The sequence below is a fragment of the Peredibacter sp. HCB2-198 genome (assembly GCF_045999315.1).
Taxonomy (GTDB): domain Bacteria; phylum Bdellovibrionota; class Bacteriovoracia; order Bacteriovoracales; family Bacteriovoracaceae; genus Peredibacter.
The window spans coordinates 1461260-1477558 of sequence record NZ_CP174607.1 but is presented as its reverse complement, the minus strand read 5'-3'; the positions used below and the strand labels follow the sequence as shown (position 1 = coordinate 1477558).

The 16299-nt window shown below is 41.6% G+C and carries 16 protein-coding genes; 9 read left to right on the top strand and 7 right to left on the bottom strand.

What is annotated here, in order from left to right; all coding sequences use genetic code 11:
• Nucleotides 1–42 precede the first annotated feature (42 nt).
• Nucleotides 43–1653 (top strand): phosphoethanolamine transferase, encoded by a 1611-nt coding sequence (locus ACJVC5_RS07455; RefSeq protein ID WP_408098743.1) that lies wholly within the window; start codon nucleotides 43–45, stop codon nucleotides 1651–1653.
• Here the strand turns inward: ACJVC5_RS07455 and tsaA are convergent.
• Nucleotides 1637–2302, bottom strand: a complete 666-nt coding sequence (tsaA, locus tag ACJVC5_RS07450; protein WP_408098742.1) for a tRNA (N6-threonylcarbamoyladenosine(37)-N6)-methyltransferase TrmO — start codon at nucleotides 2300–2302, stop codon at nucleotides 1637–1639. The genes ACJVC5_RS07455 and tsaA overlap by 17 nt on opposite strands.
• 85 nt (nucleotides 2303–2387) lie before the next feature.
• Between tsaA and ACJVC5_RS07445 the strand changes: the two genes are divergently transcribed.
• From ACJVC5_RS07445 to ACJVC5_RS07435, 3 genes are all read left to right on the top strand, one after another.
• Nucleotides 2388–3962 (top strand): SulP family inorganic anion transporter, encoded by a 1575-nt coding sequence (locus ACJVC5_RS07445; RefSeq protein WP_408098740.1) that lies wholly within the window; start codon nucleotides 2388–2390, stop codon nucleotides 3960–3962.
• 272 nt (nucleotides 3963–4234) lie between these two features.
• Nucleotides 4235–4849, top strand: coding sequence for a trypsin-like serine peptidase (locus tag ACJVC5_RS07440; RefSeq protein ID WP_408098739.1), 615 nt, complete (start codon nucleotides 4235–4237; stop codon nucleotides 4847–4849).
• Between the two features lie 18 nt (nucleotides 4850–4867).
• Entirely contained in the window at nucleotides 4868–5533 is a 666-nt protein-coding gene (locus ACJVC5_RS07435; protein WP_408098738.1) for a trypsin-like serine protease, read from the top strand.
• On the opposite strand, the gene ACJVC5_RS07430 is transcribed toward ACJVC5_RS07435, so the two are convergent.
• Together ACJVC5_RS07430 and ACJVC5_RS07425 are read right to left on the bottom strand one after the other, a co-directional pair.
• Entirely contained in the window at nucleotides 5523–6158 is a 636-nt protein-coding gene (locus ACJVC5_RS07430; RefSeq protein ID WP_408098737.1) for a carbonic anhydrase, read from the bottom strand. The genes ACJVC5_RS07435 and ACJVC5_RS07430 overlap by 11 nt on opposite strands.
• A gap of 1 nt (nucleotide 6159) precedes the next feature.
• On the bottom strand, nucleotides 6160–7704 hold the full coding sequence (locus ACJVC5_RS07425) for a SulP family inorganic anion transporter (protein ID WP_408098736.1): 1545 nt from the start codon (nucleotides 7702–7704) through the stop codon (nucleotides 6160–6162).
• Nucleotides 7705–7817: 113 nt separating this feature from the next.
• Here ACJVC5_RS07425 and ACJVC5_RS07420 point away from each other — a divergent pair, with 113 nt between their 5' ends.
• Both ACJVC5_RS07420 and ACJVC5_RS07415 read left to right on the top strand, forming a co-directional pair.
• Nucleotides 7818–8414, top strand: coding sequence for a fumarylacetoacetate hydrolase family protein (locus ACJVC5_RS07420; RefSeq protein ID WP_408098735.1), 597 nt, complete (start codon nucleotides 7818–7820; stop codon nucleotides 8412–8414).
• Entirely contained in the window at nucleotides 8407–8580 is a 174-nt protein-coding gene (locus ACJVC5_RS07415) for a hypothetical protein (protein ID WP_408098734.1), read from the top strand. The genes ACJVC5_RS07420 and ACJVC5_RS07415 overlap by 8 nt, the downstream gene beginning before the upstream one ends.
• Here ACJVC5_RS07415 and apaG read toward each other — a convergent pair.
• The gene (apaG, locus tag ACJVC5_RS07410) at nucleotides 8574–8975 is read right to left on the bottom strand and encodes a Co2+/Mg2+ efflux protein ApaG (RefSeq protein ID WP_408098733.1); all 402 of its coding nucleotides are present in this window, start codon (nucleotides 8973–8975) and stop codon (nucleotides 8574–8576) included. The two genes, ACJVC5_RS07415 and apaG, sit on opposite strands and share 7 nt — an antisense overlap.
• A 3-nt stretch (nucleotides 8976–8978) precedes the next feature.
• Nucleotides 8979–9371 carry a peptide-methionine (R)-S-oxide reductase MsrB gene (msrB, locus tag ACJVC5_RS07405; RefSeq protein WP_408098732.1) on the bottom strand — a complete coding sequence of 131 codons (393 nt, stop codon included), beginning with the start codon at nucleotides 9369–9371 and terminating at the stop codon, nucleotides 8979–8981.
• Between the two features lie 61 nt (nucleotides 9372–9432).
• On the opposite strand from msrB, the gene ACJVC5_RS07400 reads away from it, so the two are divergent.
• Complete coding sequence (locus tag ACJVC5_RS07400) at nucleotides 9433–10317, top strand: EamA family transporter (RefSeq protein ID WP_408098731.1); 885 nt, start codon at nucleotides 9433–9435, stop codon at nucleotides 10315–10317.
• Here the strand turns inward: ACJVC5_RS07400 and ACJVC5_RS07395 are convergent.
• Nucleotides 10307–11062: a hypothetical protein gene (locus ACJVC5_RS07395; RefSeq protein WP_408098730.1), complete on the bottom strand. Its 756-nt coding sequence runs from the start codon at nucleotides 11060–11062 to the stop codon at nucleotides 10307–10309. The two genes, ACJVC5_RS07400 and ACJVC5_RS07395, sit on opposite strands and share 11 nt — an antisense overlap.
• A gap of 128 nt (nucleotides 11063–11190) precedes the next feature.
• Here ACJVC5_RS07395 and metH point away from each other — a divergent pair, with 128 nt between their 5' ends.
• Both metH and metF read left to right on the top strand, forming a co-directional pair.
• Nucleotides 11191–14919: a methionine synthase gene (gene metH / locus ACJVC5_RS07390; protein ID WP_408098729.1), complete on the top strand. Its 3729-nt coding sequence runs from the start codon at nucleotides 11191–11193 to the stop codon at nucleotides 14917–14919.
• Between the two features lie 9 nt (nucleotides 14920–14928).
• The gene (gene metF / locus ACJVC5_RS07385; RefSeq protein ID WP_408098728.1) at nucleotides 14929–15885 is read left to right on the top strand and encodes a methylenetetrahydrofolate reductase [NAD(P)H]; all 957 of its coding nucleotides are present in this window, start codon (nucleotides 14929–14931) and stop codon (nucleotides 15883–15885) included.
• Nucleotide 15886: 1 nt separating this feature from the next.
• Here metF and ACJVC5_RS07380 read toward each other — a convergent pair whose 3' ends face one another.
• A complete protein-coding gene (locus tag ACJVC5_RS07380; protein WP_408098727.1) occupies nucleotides 15887–16270 on the bottom strand; it encodes a thiol-disulfide oxidoreductase DCC family protein in 384 nt (127 codons plus the stop codon).
• Between the last annotated feature and the right edge of the window lie 29 nt (nucleotides 16271–16299).

The following is a 16299-nucleotide window of genomic DNA, read 5'->3' as shown; positions in this document are numbered from 1 at the left end:
GAAGATCATAGCAAGACCTCTCCAATTATGTCATGATGAATCATGTTTAAAAAACTTCTACGTCACCTGGGTCTGGCCCTGGTTTTTTTCGTATTAACTCTTGCGCAGCAATACTTATTCTATTGGTTAAAAGATATCCATATCGTGTGGCTGACTTTTGGGAAATACTTCGGAGTTTACGCGTTTCTTTTTGCCGCTACTTTTATTCCAGGAAAATTTCTTCGTTACGTTTTTCTATCTTTCGTGATGATTTTGAACGCATTCCAAATGGGCCATTTGTCCTATTATGGTACGCAATTACTTCCGAACGAGATTTATCTCCTTCTCACCCAGTTTCATGAAGTTCAGGGAACTCTCCTCGTGGAAATTGATCACGTCCTGATCCCACTTCTTTTTACGGTGATTCCTTGTCTCTTAGGATTGATCGCTTTTCGAAGTGTGAAAGAGCTTTATCAGATTAAGTTCATGGGCCTTCTGTTCTGCTTGTACTTTATCTACAACCCAATTCGAACTTTGGTGACAGGTAATACCTGGGGCCGCCAACCTTCGACTCGAGAGCTTGGTGGAATGAATGTCTATCTCGCTTTCTCATATTTTACCGGAAAAATTCTTCCGCATAAGATCATGCGAGGAACTCAGCAAGTGGTGAAAAGCCCAGCATTAGATCTGCAGATTAAGGCCGAGCGCCCTACTGAATGGGACAAAGTTATTTTTATTCTTGGAGAAAGTTTAACTCCCAATCACATGGAGCTGTTTGGTTACGATAAGCCAACAACCCCCTTTTTAAAGTCTATTGCTCAGAATCCCCATTTTTTCTATACACGTGCTCTTTCAAGTGGTGTTTCGACAGATATCGCAGTTGCATTCCTTCTCAATATGGGATTTGGTCCGGCCGGGAGTATCAAGGCGGCCAAGGGTGAGCATTGTCTTTTCAAGCTCGCTAAAAATCAAAAATACACGACTCACTTCTTATCAATTCAAAGCGCTGAACAACTTCGCTATATCGCCCCTTATCTCTGTGCGGCTTCGCTGGACGAATATAAAACATTAGAAGATATTTCTCCAACCACTGAAGATCATCAGGCCGCACTTGATCGCGATCTTTTACCCGCACTTAAAGAACTTATTTCTAAACCAGAACGACAATTCATCATGCTTCACCAACGTGGATCTCACCCACCTTGGGAACTTCGCTTTTCCCCTCAATCTGTGGTCTTCAAAGGCAACTCTAAAACTGATCATTATGATAACTCTGTGTTTGAATTTGACACCTTCATGAAGGAATTTTATTCAATCGTAGAGAAATCAAAACAGTCTATTCTCGTAGTCTACGTTTCAGACCACGGAGAAGCACTAGGTGAAGGTGGAAACTGGGGCCACGGCGCTCTAATCCCGGCCTCTTGGGAAGTTCCCTTTTTAGCAATATCATTCAATGCTGAACTTCCAGTTGAAATCACCAGCATTCAAAAGAACGTCACTCACTATAATCTCTCTATGATTCTCGCAAAAGAACTCGGCTATGCTCTTAATCAAGACGCAAGTAAGCCAGTTGAAAACTACGTGATTTATGGAAATGACATCGACGGCTTTGCCGGACAAGTCGAAGTGAAATTCAAAGAAAACGGTGAATATGACTTTAAGGTTCTGCCTTAGTTACTTCGAAAATTTCAAGACCTTCATCAATAAACCTAAAACGAACATTCCAACCTGCAAGTGAGACACCATGCTCACCTTGCAGGTCTTTATCATGTCCAGGACGAGGGTCAAGTGCTATGACCTTTTCTATTAACTGTCGCTCATGCTGGCTTAGTTCTGGATGACATTTCCAAGTAACACGACAAACAGCGGGTGCTTCATCAAAATTTTCCGAAGTGGCCTCCATGATTCTGTCTGAATAAGGAACATAGGGCTTAATATCAAAAATTGGAGTGCCATTCACTAAATCTACACCCTTTACCCATAATACAATTTCACCGCCCAAAACTTCCAAGCGATCAAACTGAACCACCGACAATCCTAAGCGATTCGGACGATGAGGGCTTCTCGTCGCATAAACACCAAGTTTCTTTTTGCCTTCAAATCTTGGAGGACGAACTAATCCGTTAAATCCTTCATTAGGTATTTGATGAAACTCAAAAATGAGCCATAGATGAGAAGAAGCTTCGATTCCTCGAAAGGCCTCCGAGAAAAAATCATTCTTGGGAAAACTCATCTTTCCCCAAGCTTCCTTCACTAATAAGGGCTGGCGTGGAACACCAAATTTCTCTTTAAATGGAGTTTCAATGTGGGTGATGGGTTTCATAAGCGATCCAGATTAAAAAAATCTAATTTCTTCATCCTATCATTTCAAAACATCAAATTCTATAATTCTTCAAACTGGAGATTTTATGATTTTTAACTCTCAAACTTTAGCGCAAGACTTTAAATCAGGTTTCTTTGTTTTCCTACTTGCTCTTCCTCTCTGCTTAGGAATTTCGATTGCTTCTGGCTTTCCTCCTATTGCAGGTATTTATACCGCCGTGATCGGCGGTATTTTTGGCTCTCTTCTTGGAAGTGCCAGACTTACCATTAAAGGTCCTGCTGCAGGACTTATCGTTATTGTGATCGGTGCCGTGACTGAGCTTGGGATGGGCGATCCGGTGATGGGATATAAAAAGACCCTCGCGGTAGGAGTTATTGCGGCCATCATACAAATCATTTTCGGATTTTCAAAAGCAGGGATCATTGGAGAAATTATTCCAAAAAGTGTTGTTCATGGAATGCTCTCTGCCATTGGTGTCATCATCATCGCCAAACAATGTCACAACATTCTTGGAGTTGTTCCTGCTTCAAAAAGTCCCATCGCTCTTCTTGGAGAATTCCCAACACATATTTTAGGTCTCAATCCAGAAGTTGCTCTCATTGGAGCCATTACTCTTCTTCTTCTGATCTTCTGGCCCAAATTTGCAAAAGGAAATTTCAAAGCAATTCCTGCGGCCATTCTGGCCTTGGCCGCTTCAATGGCCTTAGGTTACATTTTTGATTTCCAAAATGCTCATGACTATGAATTCTTGAACACTAACTATCGTGTTGATTCATCATTTCTGATTAATCTTCCATCTTCATTTTTTGGTGCTTTTGCGTTCCCAGATTTTTCTTCTATTACAAGCTGGATCTCTATTAAGTATATCGTAATGCTTTCACTCGTGGGCTCCATCGAATCACTTCTTACAGTAAATGCGGTTGATGGTATGGATCCAGAAAAGAAAAGTTCGAACTTAAATCAAGACTTGATCGCCACTGGTGCAGGAAACCTTCTCGCATCACTAGTTGGTGGTCTGCCGATGATCTCAGAGATCGTTCGTTCACGGGCCAACATTGATAACGGTGCTAAGACGGCGCAATCAAACTTTATCCATGGTTGTTTGCTTCTGGTTTCAGTGGCGCTTTTCCCTAACATTCTTCACATGATTCCGGCGGCAACTCTCGCCGCGATGTTAGTGTTCACGGGCTTTCGTCTTGCTTCTCCTAATGAGTTCTCGCAAACTTATAAAGTCGGCGTTGATCAGTTTTCCCCATTCATGGTGACCTTTCTGGTTACTCTCAGTATTGATCTCTTAGTGGGAGTGATTGCAGGTCTTTTGTGTCAGCTTGTGATTAATCTTTATCACGGCATGAGCTTCAAAGATATTTTCCATGTGAAGCATGAAACGAAAGAAGAAGGTGGAGAACTCACTCTGAAAATCTATAGTCCAGTTGGCTTCACTAACAGCTATAGCTTCAAGAAAACTCTGCTTGAAAAAATTCCTGCCAATTCTCGTATCGTAATTGATTTTGCGGACTCAAAAATGGTGGAACATAGCTGCTTCCAAATGATCGAAACCATCAAGAAAAACCATGACCAAGTCTCAATCAAAGTCACTGGTCTTGATACACATCGTAGCATTTCTGAGCACTCGCACAGCACTCGTTATCGTAAATAAAGGGACTTACCTATAGGGTTCACTTAGCGTCATATCTGAATTTCTAACACTTTCAAACATCGTCCCCCGATGGCTTGAAAGTGCCGGAATCTTTCGATTAAATCCTTCGCACATAATTATTAAGTATCCTGATTTCATTGGATTACCACTATTTACAGAGTGTCAAAAAGCACCTTGGACACAGGCTTTTTCATTCTTTTATAATAGTCACAGGTCACGGCCCAGGACGGGTCATGAAGATCTAAATTGAATCAAGGATGATGGTGAACCTTATGACAACCTTAATTGATTGGTCGAATTTCAACTCAAGCCTCCTGATCGAAGTCACACGCCCAAATGGTGTTTTTACTTGCACAGGTGTTGCCATCAATAACAATACAGTTCTTACGGCCGCTCACTGTCTTGAAGGTGAAATTCTTAAAGTTAGAATTTCAAATGAAGCTTCTTACAATCCAAAAGGAAAGTTTTGGGAAATTGATTCATTCGAAGTTCATCCAGACTATGATTCAAGAGAATCAAATTTCCGCTCTGATATCGCAAAAATTAAGCTTAAAGGCACTCTTCCAAAAGAAACCAAGTTCTATCCGATCATAAAAAAAGATATGAACCTTTCTGGAAAGATCATGCGTCTTGGTTACGGTGCTCGTGGTTCAGAAAATGTTCGCACAATGGTCACCCCAGAACTTAGAAATATTCGTCCGATGGAAAAAATCCTTGAGCTCAATGATATGTACTCATACTCAGGTGATTCTGGCGGGCCAATCTTCATGCAGAACAATGGCCAGATGTTTCTCGTGGCCATTCATTCGACGCTCTCGTTTGGCCCAGAAGGCAAACACTCATTTAACCCACTTCTCTCATCTCACCGCGAGTGGATTCAGGCCTAGATTCATGTAGCATGAACCATGCTGAAGATTACCTTCTTCTTTATGGTGCTATTCATGAATATTCTCAGTTTTGCCAAATCCTATGATTGGGAACAATTTAATTCGAGCTTATTAATTGAAGTGACAAGACCCAATGGAGTCTTCACTTGTACGGGAGTTGCGGTCTCTGATCAAATGATTCTCACTGCCGCTCACTGCTTAGAAGGCAATGTAAAAGGTGTGAGAGTTTTCACCCAAGAGGTCTATGATCCTAAGCAGACCTCTCTTGAGATTAAAGACTACAAACTTCACCCAACCTACAATCCTCATCATTCACGCTATTATTCTGATCTCGCTAAAATTCAGATGAAAGAAAAACTTCCCGCTTTTATCAAAGTTCATCCGATTGCGTTGGAGAAAAAATTCTTCGGGAGATTTTATCGTTTTGGGTTTGGCGCAAGAGATAAAAAGAATCTAAGAACTGTCATTACTCCAACTCTCCGGAAGGTAAACCCTGCAGAAGAGGTTCTAGAACTGAATGATGAATATTCTCGTTCAGGGGACTCTGGTGGTCCCATTTTCATGCAAAACGGAAATGGGATCCAACTGGTGGCGATCCATTCGACATTTTCTCATGGTCCAGAAGGGAACTATTCACTTAATCCCCTCCTGGCCGCTTATTTACCTTGGATTTTTAGTCATTAAAATCATAACGGTAGGCCGAATCAAGCTTCGTATCTGGATCAACCGTAAGAAGTGTCTTAATTAAACCATTGTTGATGTCGTAGACCCAGCCATGGATATAAGGCATTCTTCTCTCATGCCACGCCTTCTGAACAATTGAAGTGTGCATAAGGTTTTTTACCTGTTCAATAACGTTGAGTTCAACCAGCTTATTCACACGGTCCATTTCGGATTGTTGCGAATCTACTTCCAGCTTATTGAAGAAATAAACGTCTTTAATGTTTCTTACCCAGTTATTGAGCATGCCCAAGCTATGGGTAGAAAGAGCGGCCTTTACACCACCGCAGTTATAGTGACCGCAAACGATCACATGAGGGACTTTTAAATTATTAACCGCATACTGAAGAACACTTAAAAAATTCATGTCGGTATGGACGACAAGATTGGCAATATTTCTGTGAATGAACATCTGCCCGGGATCGAGATTGAGCATTTCAGTGGGAGGAACTCTGGAATCTGAACAACCGATGAAAAGAAACTCTGGATTTTGGTCTTTCGCCATCTTCGCAAAGAATCCTGGATCGATGTCCAGCTTTGACTGCGCCCAGGCGCGGTTCTCCAGTAAGAGATGTTTAATTCTATCCATTTTACTCCTCTTTAAAAATTGGGCTCAAGGCCAGCGATGATTTTTTAAGTTGTACTTTAATATCCGAACAATTAGCGCGTTTCATGAAGTCTTCAATGAGATCAATGATGTCATCATCCACAAAAATACTTTTTGATCCATCAATCACAACATTTGCCCCATTAGGGATCTTCATCAGCATGTCGGTTAGATGGCTTTTTTGTAAAAACGAAACGTCTTTATGGAAACGGATCAACCACTCCTCATCATTGTTCACCAGAACAATTGAAGCATGCATACTTGAACGAATCACAAAAATGAATCCAACAACCATACCAATGGCAATACCAACGAGAAGATCTGTAAACAGGATCGCAAGAGTTGTTACGGCGAAAGGAATAAATTGATTCCAACCACGGGCATACATTTTCTTAATGATCTCAGGCTTCGTTAATTTATAACCAACAAGGATGAGAACTGATGCAAGACATGAAAGTGGAATGAGATTTAGAAGTGCCGGAATCGCAATCACACAGCCCATAAGCCATAGACCGTGGAAGATGGCAGACAGTTTTGTCTTTGCACCTGCAGAAACGTTGGCCGACGTACGAACAATAACTGCCGTCACCGGAAGCCCGCCAATCAAACCAGAAATAGCGTTCCCGCAGCCCTGGGCCAGAAGCTCACGGTTTTTATCAGTGATTCTTCCCTCTACATCAATTTTATCCGCGGCCTCAACAGAAAGAAGACTTTCAATGGAACCCACGACTGCAATCGTCGCCGCAGTTACATAAATTTTAGGATTTGAAAGATAAGACCAGTCTGGCATGGCAAGGCCCGCAACAAAATCTTTCACTCCACCACTGAACGGAAGTTGCACTAAGTGAGAACTTTCAATAACAAGACCTGGAGCTGCCAACTTGAATACTTCATTGATGATCACTGAGGTCACAACTGCTACTAAAGCGCCTGGAATGATTTTAAAAAATTGGTTCCCTTTATACGCGCCTTTTTCCCAGGCCAGCATAATGAGCACAGAAATAAGAGCGACAAGGATTGATCCTGGATGAACCGCCTCAATCGCCATCGCAATAGCACTGAAAGTATTTCGTCCACCTGCTTCCGCAAAACTCTGATCACCCATGAAATCAGAATCAAATCCAATGGCGTGAGGGAACTGTTTTAAAATGAGAATCAGACCAATCGCCGCGAGCATTCCCTTAATCACTGAAGATGGGAAGTAATCACCGAGCTTTCCGCCTTTTACAAAACTAAAAATAATTTGCATCACACCTGAGAGAACCACGGCCAGTGTGAATCCTTGGAAGTTACCAATGTCGATAATGGCCGCTGCCACAATGACCGTTAGACCGGCAGCTGGACCCGAAACACTAACTCCAGACCCACTGACTGAACCAACTACGAGTCCACCGACAATTCCAGCAATTAGGCCGGATGCCAATGGCGCTCCTGAAGCGAGTGCAATTCCGAGACAAAGAGGGAGTGCAACTAAGAAAACAACAAGGGAGGCCTGGATATCTTGTTTCCAGTTATTGAGGTTAGGCATGTGAAATCCTTTATTTATCCCCTTAAATATGATTGCACTTACACTTTGAGACAATGGTCCATATTAATTTTTTTTAATTTGCCAGTAATTCTAGTTGGTTATACATTCAAAACATGGACAAAATCATCTGCCTTGGAAAGAATTACGCCGAACACACCCTTGAAATGCAAGAGAAAGCGCCCGAGCGGCCTGTGTTGTTTTTGAAACCTCAAAGTTCATTTATTGAACCGAAAAACAACAGTCAAGTTGTGCTGCCTTGGCATCGTGGGAACATTCACTACGAGTGTGAGATTGTTTTCAAGCTTTATAAAAAAATGGTGATTGGTCTGGGCCTTGGTCTTGATCTCACTCTTCGTGATGAACAGAAGAAATTAAAAGAGAACGGACATCCTTGGGAGATTTCTAAGGTGTTTAAAAACTCCGCCATCGTAACTCCTATCCGAGGAGTGAAGGACTTTGAAGGCGACTGGCAGGAAACTCCCTTTATCTTTAAAGTGAACGGTGAAGTTCGTCAGACCGCAAAACTTAACGATGCTATTTTAAAGGCCAATGAGATCATCCATTACATTGATGAGTTCTTCCCGATTTGTGATGGTGATTTAGTTTTCACTGGCACACCAAAAGGCGTGGGTCCTTTAAAACCAAATGATACGGTGGAATTAATTTTCGGACCTATCCACCATACAATCAGATTGGTTGAGCATGGATAAGCGTAAACTTTCACATGACATCATGAATATGCTTGAACGTCTTCGCATTATGCATGATCTCGTTAAAGATCAAAATTTCGAGGCCATCAGCAAAGAAGAAATAAAAAGCGATCTTGATGAAACGCTTAAGAAATTAGAGAAGGACTTTAAAGATTTCCTTCAGTAAATATCGATGTATTCCTTAGGAACGTGGAAACGGAACACAGGAGTGTCAATCTTAAACGTTTGCCCTCGATCATCCACCATATTAAAGTATCCCCACATCTCTCCTTCCATTGTTGGAAGCGGACAGAAGCTTTGATACTCAAATGATTTTCCAGGTTCAAAATACGGCGTCTGCCCAATCACGCCTGGACCTTCGACATATCTCACGACACCCTTTCCATCTTTTATGTTCCATTTACGTGAAACTAATTGAGCGGGAACATTTCCAGTATTCGTGATCAAAATCGTATAACGGAACAGGTACTGATATTGCAAAGGATTAGACTGATCAAAATCGAAATCAGTCTTGATTTCGATTTTGAAGTTATTGCTGATAGAAACGTATGGATAAGTCATGGCCTATTTTGAACTATTCGACGGTACAAAATCAAGCGCAACAGAGTTGATACAATATCTTTGATGAGTTGGTCCCGGACCATCAGGAAAAACGTGTCCTAAATGCGAACCACACTTCGAGCAAAGAACTTCCACTCGGTGCATATTGTAAGAATAGTCATCTTTTAAAGTTACATTTTTGTTATTTCTGACATCGGAAAAACTTGGCCAACCGGTACCAGAATCAAACTTGGTCTCAGAACCAAATAGCTCCTGACCACAGGCCACACAAACATAGGTGCCTTTTTCATAATGCTTATTATATTTCCCAGAAAAGGGAGATTCAGTCGCACCAAGACGACAAACGCTGAACTGTTCAGGTGTTAATTTATTTTTCCAATCTTCATTTGTACTCATGTTTTTCACCTCGAGAGCTAGTATACTAGAATCACTCTAAGAAGTTAACAAAGGCAAACATTTGAGTTCTCTGGAAGTCTATGCTCTGGCGATTGGCGCAAATCTCACCTACTCCACGTCGAGTATGGTGTTTTCAATCTATGCTAAACGCTTTTCTTCCATGTGGATCAATCAAATCAAGGTCTTTGTCGCCTTTTTGGCCTTTTTAGTTGCCATGGCAGTCACAAATCAAATGGCACCAGTCAGTAATTATGGAATTGCTTTATTGGTTTTTAGTGGATTCACCGGTCTGTGTTTTGGTGACATTTTTCTGTTCCGTGCTTTTACAACATTGGGTCCGGCCCGTTCCTTAGTTCTTTATAGTTTTCAACCCTTAATGCTTGGCCTCTATGGTTATTTCTTTTTAGGCCAACTTTTCTCTCTCAATCAAACCCTTGCCGTGATCTGCATGATTTTTTGTATCTTTATTTTCATGCTAGAGCGAAACAAACTCACTGGCTCCTGGGACCTTAAAAGTTTTGTTTGGGCATTTCTGGGAATTACTCTCGATGCGATTGGAGTCATGCTTACACGTGAGGCATACGAATTGGACCCGTCTCTTGAAACTTTTCAAGTGAATGTTATTCGTTGTATTGGTGCTTTATTTGGATTTTTAATTTTAAGTCCAAAAAGCTACATTAACATTGCCAAAGATCTTACCATTCTAAGGAAAAGAGAAATCTCTCTGCTGGTTGGCTCCGCCATTTGTGGTTGCTTTTTATCTCTCACTCTTTATCTAGCGGCCTTAAAGTATGCACACGTTGGAACTCTCACTGCGATTGCTATTACTGGCCCAGTGTGGGTGTCACTACTTGAATGCCTCTATCACAGACGATTGCCCAACATGTACCTGGTTGTAGCATTCGCGTTTTTTATCTCTGGATTTTATCTAATGGTTATTGCTTAGAAGCGCCAGGTTTAGGAGTGATCTTCTCTTTATTCTCAATGCATTTCACGAGTTCGCGCTTGTGGCCCTTAATCACCATTCTAATTCCATGAAAAGGCTTAAATTTCACAAGAAAGAGATTTCCAAATTTCTGCTCATCTAATAAGTCGTAAGATGATTGAACAACACCCTGATCCGTAAAAGAAGTTTTATATCTTTGAAAAAGTGCTTCCACTCTTTCACCATAACCAGCAGTCATTTTTGTTACGAAGCGATCATTCAAATCAGTAGGAGAAAAATCAGGACCAGCTAATTCTGCTTCAATTTGAAAATTGATTTTTGGATAAGAAGTTTTAAGAGGGGCCAATACTTTTTCAGCAAAAGTGGCGCGCTCTTTAGCAAGAGATAAACTCTTCTCATTACTCTGAGGATCAAGCACCTTCTTGCCGTTCACGGTTGTGTAAAAGGGGGCCTTGGATGAACTCGTAGTTACGATGACATCGGTCACAAGCTCAATCTCATGGGAAGTTAGATAAGAAGTCAGTTTGCTTTTCACAGGTTCAATTTGATCTTCACCAACAGTACTTCGCCCACTCTCAAAATTAAGAGGAATCATTTCAGCATGAAGAACAAACTTCTCATCGACACAAGGAGGAGGCGGTTGGCGCTTTCTATTCTGAAGCGAATAGTTAGGATTCCCATATTGGGCTTGGGCCATGGAAATACCTAAAATTAAATAAAAACCGATGAGGTTAAAAGCCTTCATAATGGTGCTTATCGGATTAATAAGGGATGTCCTAAATATATTTTAACTAGCTAAAATCACTAGAGTTTTTCTTGACTTTTTTACTAAATAAAATATACACTAGAGTATTCAACATTGAGGTTCCGGAAATGACTTTAGAAAATCTTCTGAAAGAGCGCGTGCTCATTCTTGATGGTGCCATGGGTACCATGATCCAAAAATACAAACTTCAGGATGAAGACTACCGTGGTGAGCGTTTCAAAGATTGGAAACATCCCCTAAAAGGTAACAACGATCTTCTCGTTCTTACTAAACCGAATGTGATTGAAGAGATTCACAAGAAGTATCTAGAAAGCGGCGCTGATATTATCGAAACCAATACATTCAGTTGTACTCGTATTTCCATGTCTGACTATCACATGGAAGATCTTGTTCCTGAGCTTAACCTGGAAGCAGCGAAGATTGCACGCAAATGTGCTGACGAATACACCAAGAAAAATCCTAGCAAGCCTCGCTTTGTGGCGGGATCAATTGGCCCAACAACAAAAACCGCTTCCCTTTCTCCAGATGTAAATAATCCAGGCTTCCGCGCTGTGGACTTCGATGAACTCGTAAAAAACTACTATGAGCAAACAAAGTATCTGGTAGAAGGTGGCGTCGACATCCTTCTGGTTGAAACAGTTTTTGATACACTTAACTGCAAGGCCGCTCTCTTTGCCATTGCGGACTACTTTGAAAAAGAAAACAAGAAACCTCTCCCAGTGATGGTTTCGGGAACAATCACTGATGCTTCAGGAAGAACACTTTCTGGTCAAACCATTGAGGCCTTCCTTTATTCTGTTTCTCACTACCCTCTTCTCTCAATTGGTATCAACTGTGCTCTAGGCGCGGAACTTATGCGACCATACATTGAGATTCTCGCTAAAGAATCTCCGTTCCACATCTCAGTTTATCCAAATGCTGGTCTTCCTAATGAATTTGGTCAGTATGATGAAACTCCATCTCACATGGCAAGCACTCTCAAGGAGTGGTTCAATAATAAATGGGTGAACATCATCGGTGGTTGTTGTGGGACAACTCATGAACATATTAAGGCCATTGCCGAAGCGGCAGTCGAGGCAACTCCTCGTTTACTTCCTAAACTTGATCACACTCAAAAACTTTCTGGATTAGAACCTTTAAAAGTTTTCCAAGGTTCAAACTTCTTAAACATCGGTGAAAGAACCAACCTCACTGGTTCCATTGCCTTTAAAAAACTTATTCTTGATAAGAACTACGAGGCCGCTCTAAAGGTGGCACGCGAACAAGTTGAAAACGGCGCTCAGGTCATTGATATCAACATGGACGAAGGAATGATTGATTCCGAGGCCGTGATGGTGAATTTCTTGAATCTTGTGGCCTCTGAACCAGACATCTGTAAAGTTCCGATCATGATCGACTCATCAAAATGGAGTGTGATAGAAGCGGGATTAAAACGTATTCAAGGTAAAGCGATTGTTAATTCAATCTCGCTTAAAGAAGGCGAAGCAAAATTCATTGAACATGCCCGTCTAGTGAGAAAGTATGGTGCTGCAGTTGTGGTCATGGCCTTTGATGAAAAGGGCCAGGCAGATAACTACGAGCGCAGAATCGAAATCTGTTCTCGAGCGTACAAAATTCTCACTGAAACTGTGAAATTTGCCCCAGAAGATATTATATTCGATCCAAACATTCTGACGGTCGCGACTGGAATGGAAGAGCATAATAACTATGCCATTGATTTCATACGCGCCACCGAATGGATCAAGAAGAACCTTCCTTACTGTAAAGTAAGCGGTGGTGTTTCTAACCTCTCTTTCTCATTCCGAGGAAATAATATTGTTCGTGAGGCCATGCACTCGGCCTTCCTTTACCACGCAATCAAAGTTGGCATGGACATGGGAATTGTTAATGCTGGTGCCCTGCCCGTTTACAGTGACATTCCAAAAGACCTCTTGGAGCATGTTGAAGACGTCATTTTTAATCGCCGTCCAGATGCCACAGAAAGATTAATTGAATTTGCGGGCCAGGTAAAAAGCCAAGGTAAGGCCGATAAGAAAGACGATGCTTGGAGAAGTCTTCCTGTAGAAAAGCGCCTTGAACACGCTCTCATTAAAGGGATCGTGGATCATATTGAGGCCGATACTGAAGAAGTAAGACAAAAAGTTTCTCGCCCGCTAGATGTTATTGAAGGTCCACTTATGGCCGGAATGGGTGTGGTGGGTGATCTTTTCGGCGAAGGGAAAATGTTCCTGCCTCAAGTTGTAAAATCTGCGCGAGTAATGAAGAAGGCCGTGGCGTATCTTCAGCCTTATATCGAGGCCGAAAAATCTGGCCAGGCAGTTAAGCGTGCCGGAAAAATCCTTATCGCCACTGTTAAAGGCGACGTTCATGATATCGGTAAAAATATCGTGGGAGTTGTTCTTGGTTGTAATAACTATGAAGTGATTGATCTGGGTGTGATGGTTCCTTGTGAAAAGATCCTGGATGAGGCAAAGAAACACGATGTTGATATGATTGGTCTCTCCGGGCTTATTACACCTTCTCTGGATGAGATGGTTCATGTGGCAAGAGAGATGCAGAGAAGAGAATTTAAACTTCCTCTGCTTATTGGGGGTGCCACGACTTCTCGTGTTCACACGGCCGTAAAAATTGATCCTCACTATCAGGGTTCAATCATCCACGTAGCGGACGCTTCTCGAGCAGTACCAGTGGTTGAGAAGTTTTTAAACGAAAACTCTAAGGCCACTGTTCATGCTGATCAGAAAAAAGAATATGAAAAAATGCGTGCCACTCACGCTGCCTCTCAAAAAGAGGAAAAGTTCCTTTCTTTGGAAGATGCTCGTAAGAACAAAGTAAAGATTGATTGGGACAGGACTGAAATCAGAAGGCCAATTAAACTTGGCCTCACTGTTTTAGACGATGTTTCAATTGCTGATTTAGTTCCATACATTGATTGGACCCCGTTCTTCATGACTTGGCGTCTTCGTGGTGCTTATCCGAAGATCTTTGATGACGCTGATGTTGGAGCTGAGGCGAAAAAACTCTTTAACGATGCTCAGGCGCTTCTTAAAGAGATTGTTAGAAATAAGTCGCTTAAAGCAAAAGCTGTTTTTGGACTGTTCCCTGCCAATTCAATTGGTGATGATATCCAGGTTTATGCTGTCGAAGATAAGGTTCACGAGTGGACCTGTGAAAAACACGGAAAGCACCAAAAAGTGCTTCAAGTTGGAAATGAAAACAAAGTCTATGAAACACTTCATATGCTTCGTACTCAACGCCAAATGGAAGAGATGACTTCTCCTAACCCATGTCTTGCAGACTTCGTTGCTCCGAAAGAATCCGGCAAAGTGGATTACGTAGGTGGTTTCTGTGTCACAACAGGAATTGGTCTGGATGAACTCTCTAAGAAATATGAAAAGGACCAGGACGATTATAACCAAATCATGGTGAAGGCGCTTGCCGACCGCCTTGCCGAGGCATTTGCTGAATATCTTCACCTCAAAATAAGAAAAGAATACTGGGGATATGTTCCGACCGAATCTCTAAGCAACGAAGAACTCATTCGTGAAAAGTATCAAGGTATTCGTCCGGCCCCGGGTTACGCTGCTTGTCCGGACCATTTGGAAAAGAAAACTCTCTTCCGCATGCTAGATATTCAGAAGACCATTGGAGTATCTCTTACAGATTCAATGGCGATGGTTCCACCTTCATCTGTGAGTGGCTGGTACTTTGCTCATCCCGAGTCTCGCTACTTTAACGTTGGTAAAATTGGCAGAGATCAATTAGAAGACTACGCAAAAAGAAAAGATATTTCATTAACTGATATGGAAAGATGGCTGTCGGCCAACTTGTTTTAAAAGGTAATTATGGCAAAGGTAACAGATCACATTAAGCAATCGAAAGGCACACTCTTCTCATTTGAGATTCTGCCTCCGAGTACTGGTGAAAGTATTCAGAAACTTTTCGACAACATTGCTCCTTTAATGGAGTTCAAACCTAAATTCATCGACGTGACTTATCATCGTGAGGAGTTTGTTTATAAAAAGATGCCTAATGGTCTTCTAGAGCAAAAATCTATCCGTAAGCGTCCGGGAACCGTTTCAATTTGTGCGGCCCTAATGCATAAGTATGATGTTGATACAGTTCCTCACATCATCTGTGGCGGTTTCACGAAAGAAGAAACCGAGTACGCTCTGATTGATCTTAACTTTCTTGGTATTGATAACGTACTAGCTCTTCGTGGAGACTGTATTAAGGGCCAGAAAAACTTTGAGCCAACTCATGGCGGACACAAGTTCGCTGATGAATTAGTTTCTCAAATTGATTCTATGAATAGAGGCCACTACCTTTCTGATGAACTTCAGAACCCGACTCCAACAAAATTTTGTATTGGAGTGGCCGGATACCCAGAGAAGCATTTTGAATCACCGAATCTTAAAACTGATTTGAAGTACCTTAAGCAAAAAATCGCCAATGGCGCTGACTACATCGTGACACAGATGTTTTTTGATAATAAAAAGTTTTTTGAGTTTGAAGAGAAGTGTCGCGCAGAAGGGATCACTGTTCCTATCATTCCAGGACTAAAGCCCATTACGGCGAAGTCGCAGATCTCAAATCTTCCAAGAAACTTCTACATTGATATGCCGGATGAGCTGATTGATGCTATTGATAAATGTAAATCAGATGACGAAGTAAAAAATGTGGGCATTGAATGGTCCATTGCTCAGGCAAAAGAACTGATCAAGCATAAAGCACCTTGCCTTCACTTCTACTCGATGGGTAAAGCAACAGCAATTCAGCAAATCGCTTCTAAACTCTTCTAAACTATTTCCTCCGCGGGCACTGATCACACTCTTCTTGTTTTTTGTGTGTGAGCTCGCGGAGTTCCTCTACTTTCTCGTAAAAATAATTTTTAACTTTCTGCCCTTGTTCATTATCAAGAAGCCAACTTAGTTTTGAAACTCCTGGAAGAGTTTTAACCAGATAATCCACCACTTCTGGACCCATTAAAATCTTTTTATCCACAGTGATAAGATGGACCTTAGAAATGCAATCTTGTCTGGAAAGCTCGGGAAAATTTGTATAGACCTCGTCCTCTCGCACCGAGACAAAATTTAGACTTTTATCTAAATACTCTAATCCTTGCTTAAATCTCACACAAAGTGGACATTCGGGATCATAAAGTACGAGTGGTAAATGGTATTTCATACGACTCTATATTATCATATTCTAAAAAT

Coding starts and splice junctions, on each gene's coding strand:
- ACJVC5_RS07455 (WP_408098743.1), top strand. CDS start 43: ATGTTTAAAAAACTTCTACGTCACCTGGGTCTGGCCCTGGTTTTTTTC.
- tsaA (WP_408098742.1), bottom strand. CDS start 2,302: ATGAAACCCATCACCCACATTGAAACTCCATTTAAAGAGAAATTTGGT.
- ACJVC5_RS07445 (WP_408098740.1), top strand. CDS start 2,388: ATGATTTTTAACTCTCAAACTTTAGCGCAAGACTTTAAATCAGGTTTC.
- ACJVC5_RS07440 (WP_408098739.1), top strand. CDS start 4,235: ATGACAACCTTAATTGATTGGTCGAATTTCAACTCAAGCCTCCTGATC.
- ACJVC5_RS07435 (WP_408098738.1), top strand. CDS start 4,868: ATGCTGAAGATTACCTTCTTCTTTATGGTGCTATTCATGAATATTCTC.
- ACJVC5_RS07430 (WP_408098737.1), bottom strand. CDS start 6,158: ATGGATAGAATTAAACATCTCTTACTGGAGAACCGCGCCTGGGCGCAG.
- ACJVC5_RS07425 (WP_408098736.1), bottom strand. CDS start 7,704: ATGCCTAACCTCAATAACTGGAAACAAGATATCCAGGCCTCCCTTGTT.
- ACJVC5_RS07420 (WP_408098735.1), top strand. CDS start 7,818: ATGGACAAAATCATCTGCCTTGGAAAGAATTACGCCGAACACACCCTT.
- ACJVC5_RS07415 (WP_408098734.1), top strand. CDS start 8,407: ATGGATAAGCGTAAACTTTCACATGACATCATGAATATGCTTGAACGT.
- apaG (WP_408098733.1), bottom strand. CDS start 8,975: ATGACTTATCCATACGTTTCTATCAGCAATAACTTCAAAATCGAAATC.
- msrB (WP_408098732.1), bottom strand. CDS start 9,371: ATGAGTACAAATGAAGATTGGAAAAATAAATTAACACCTGAACAGTTC.
- ACJVC5_RS07395 (WP_408098730.1), bottom strand. CDS start 11,062: ATGAAGGCTTTTAACCTCATCGGTTTTTATTTAATTTTAGGTATTTCC.
- metH (WP_408098729.1), top strand. CDS start 11,191: ATGACTTTAGAAAATCTTCTGAAAGAGCGCGTGCTCATTCTTGATGGT.
- metF (WP_408098728.1), top strand. CDS start 14,929: ATGGCAAAGGTAACAGATCACATTAAGCAATCGAAAGGCACACTCTTC.
- ACJVC5_RS07380 (WP_408098727.1), bottom strand. CDS start 16,270: ATGAAATACCATTTACCACTCGTACTTTATGATCCCGAATGTCCACTT.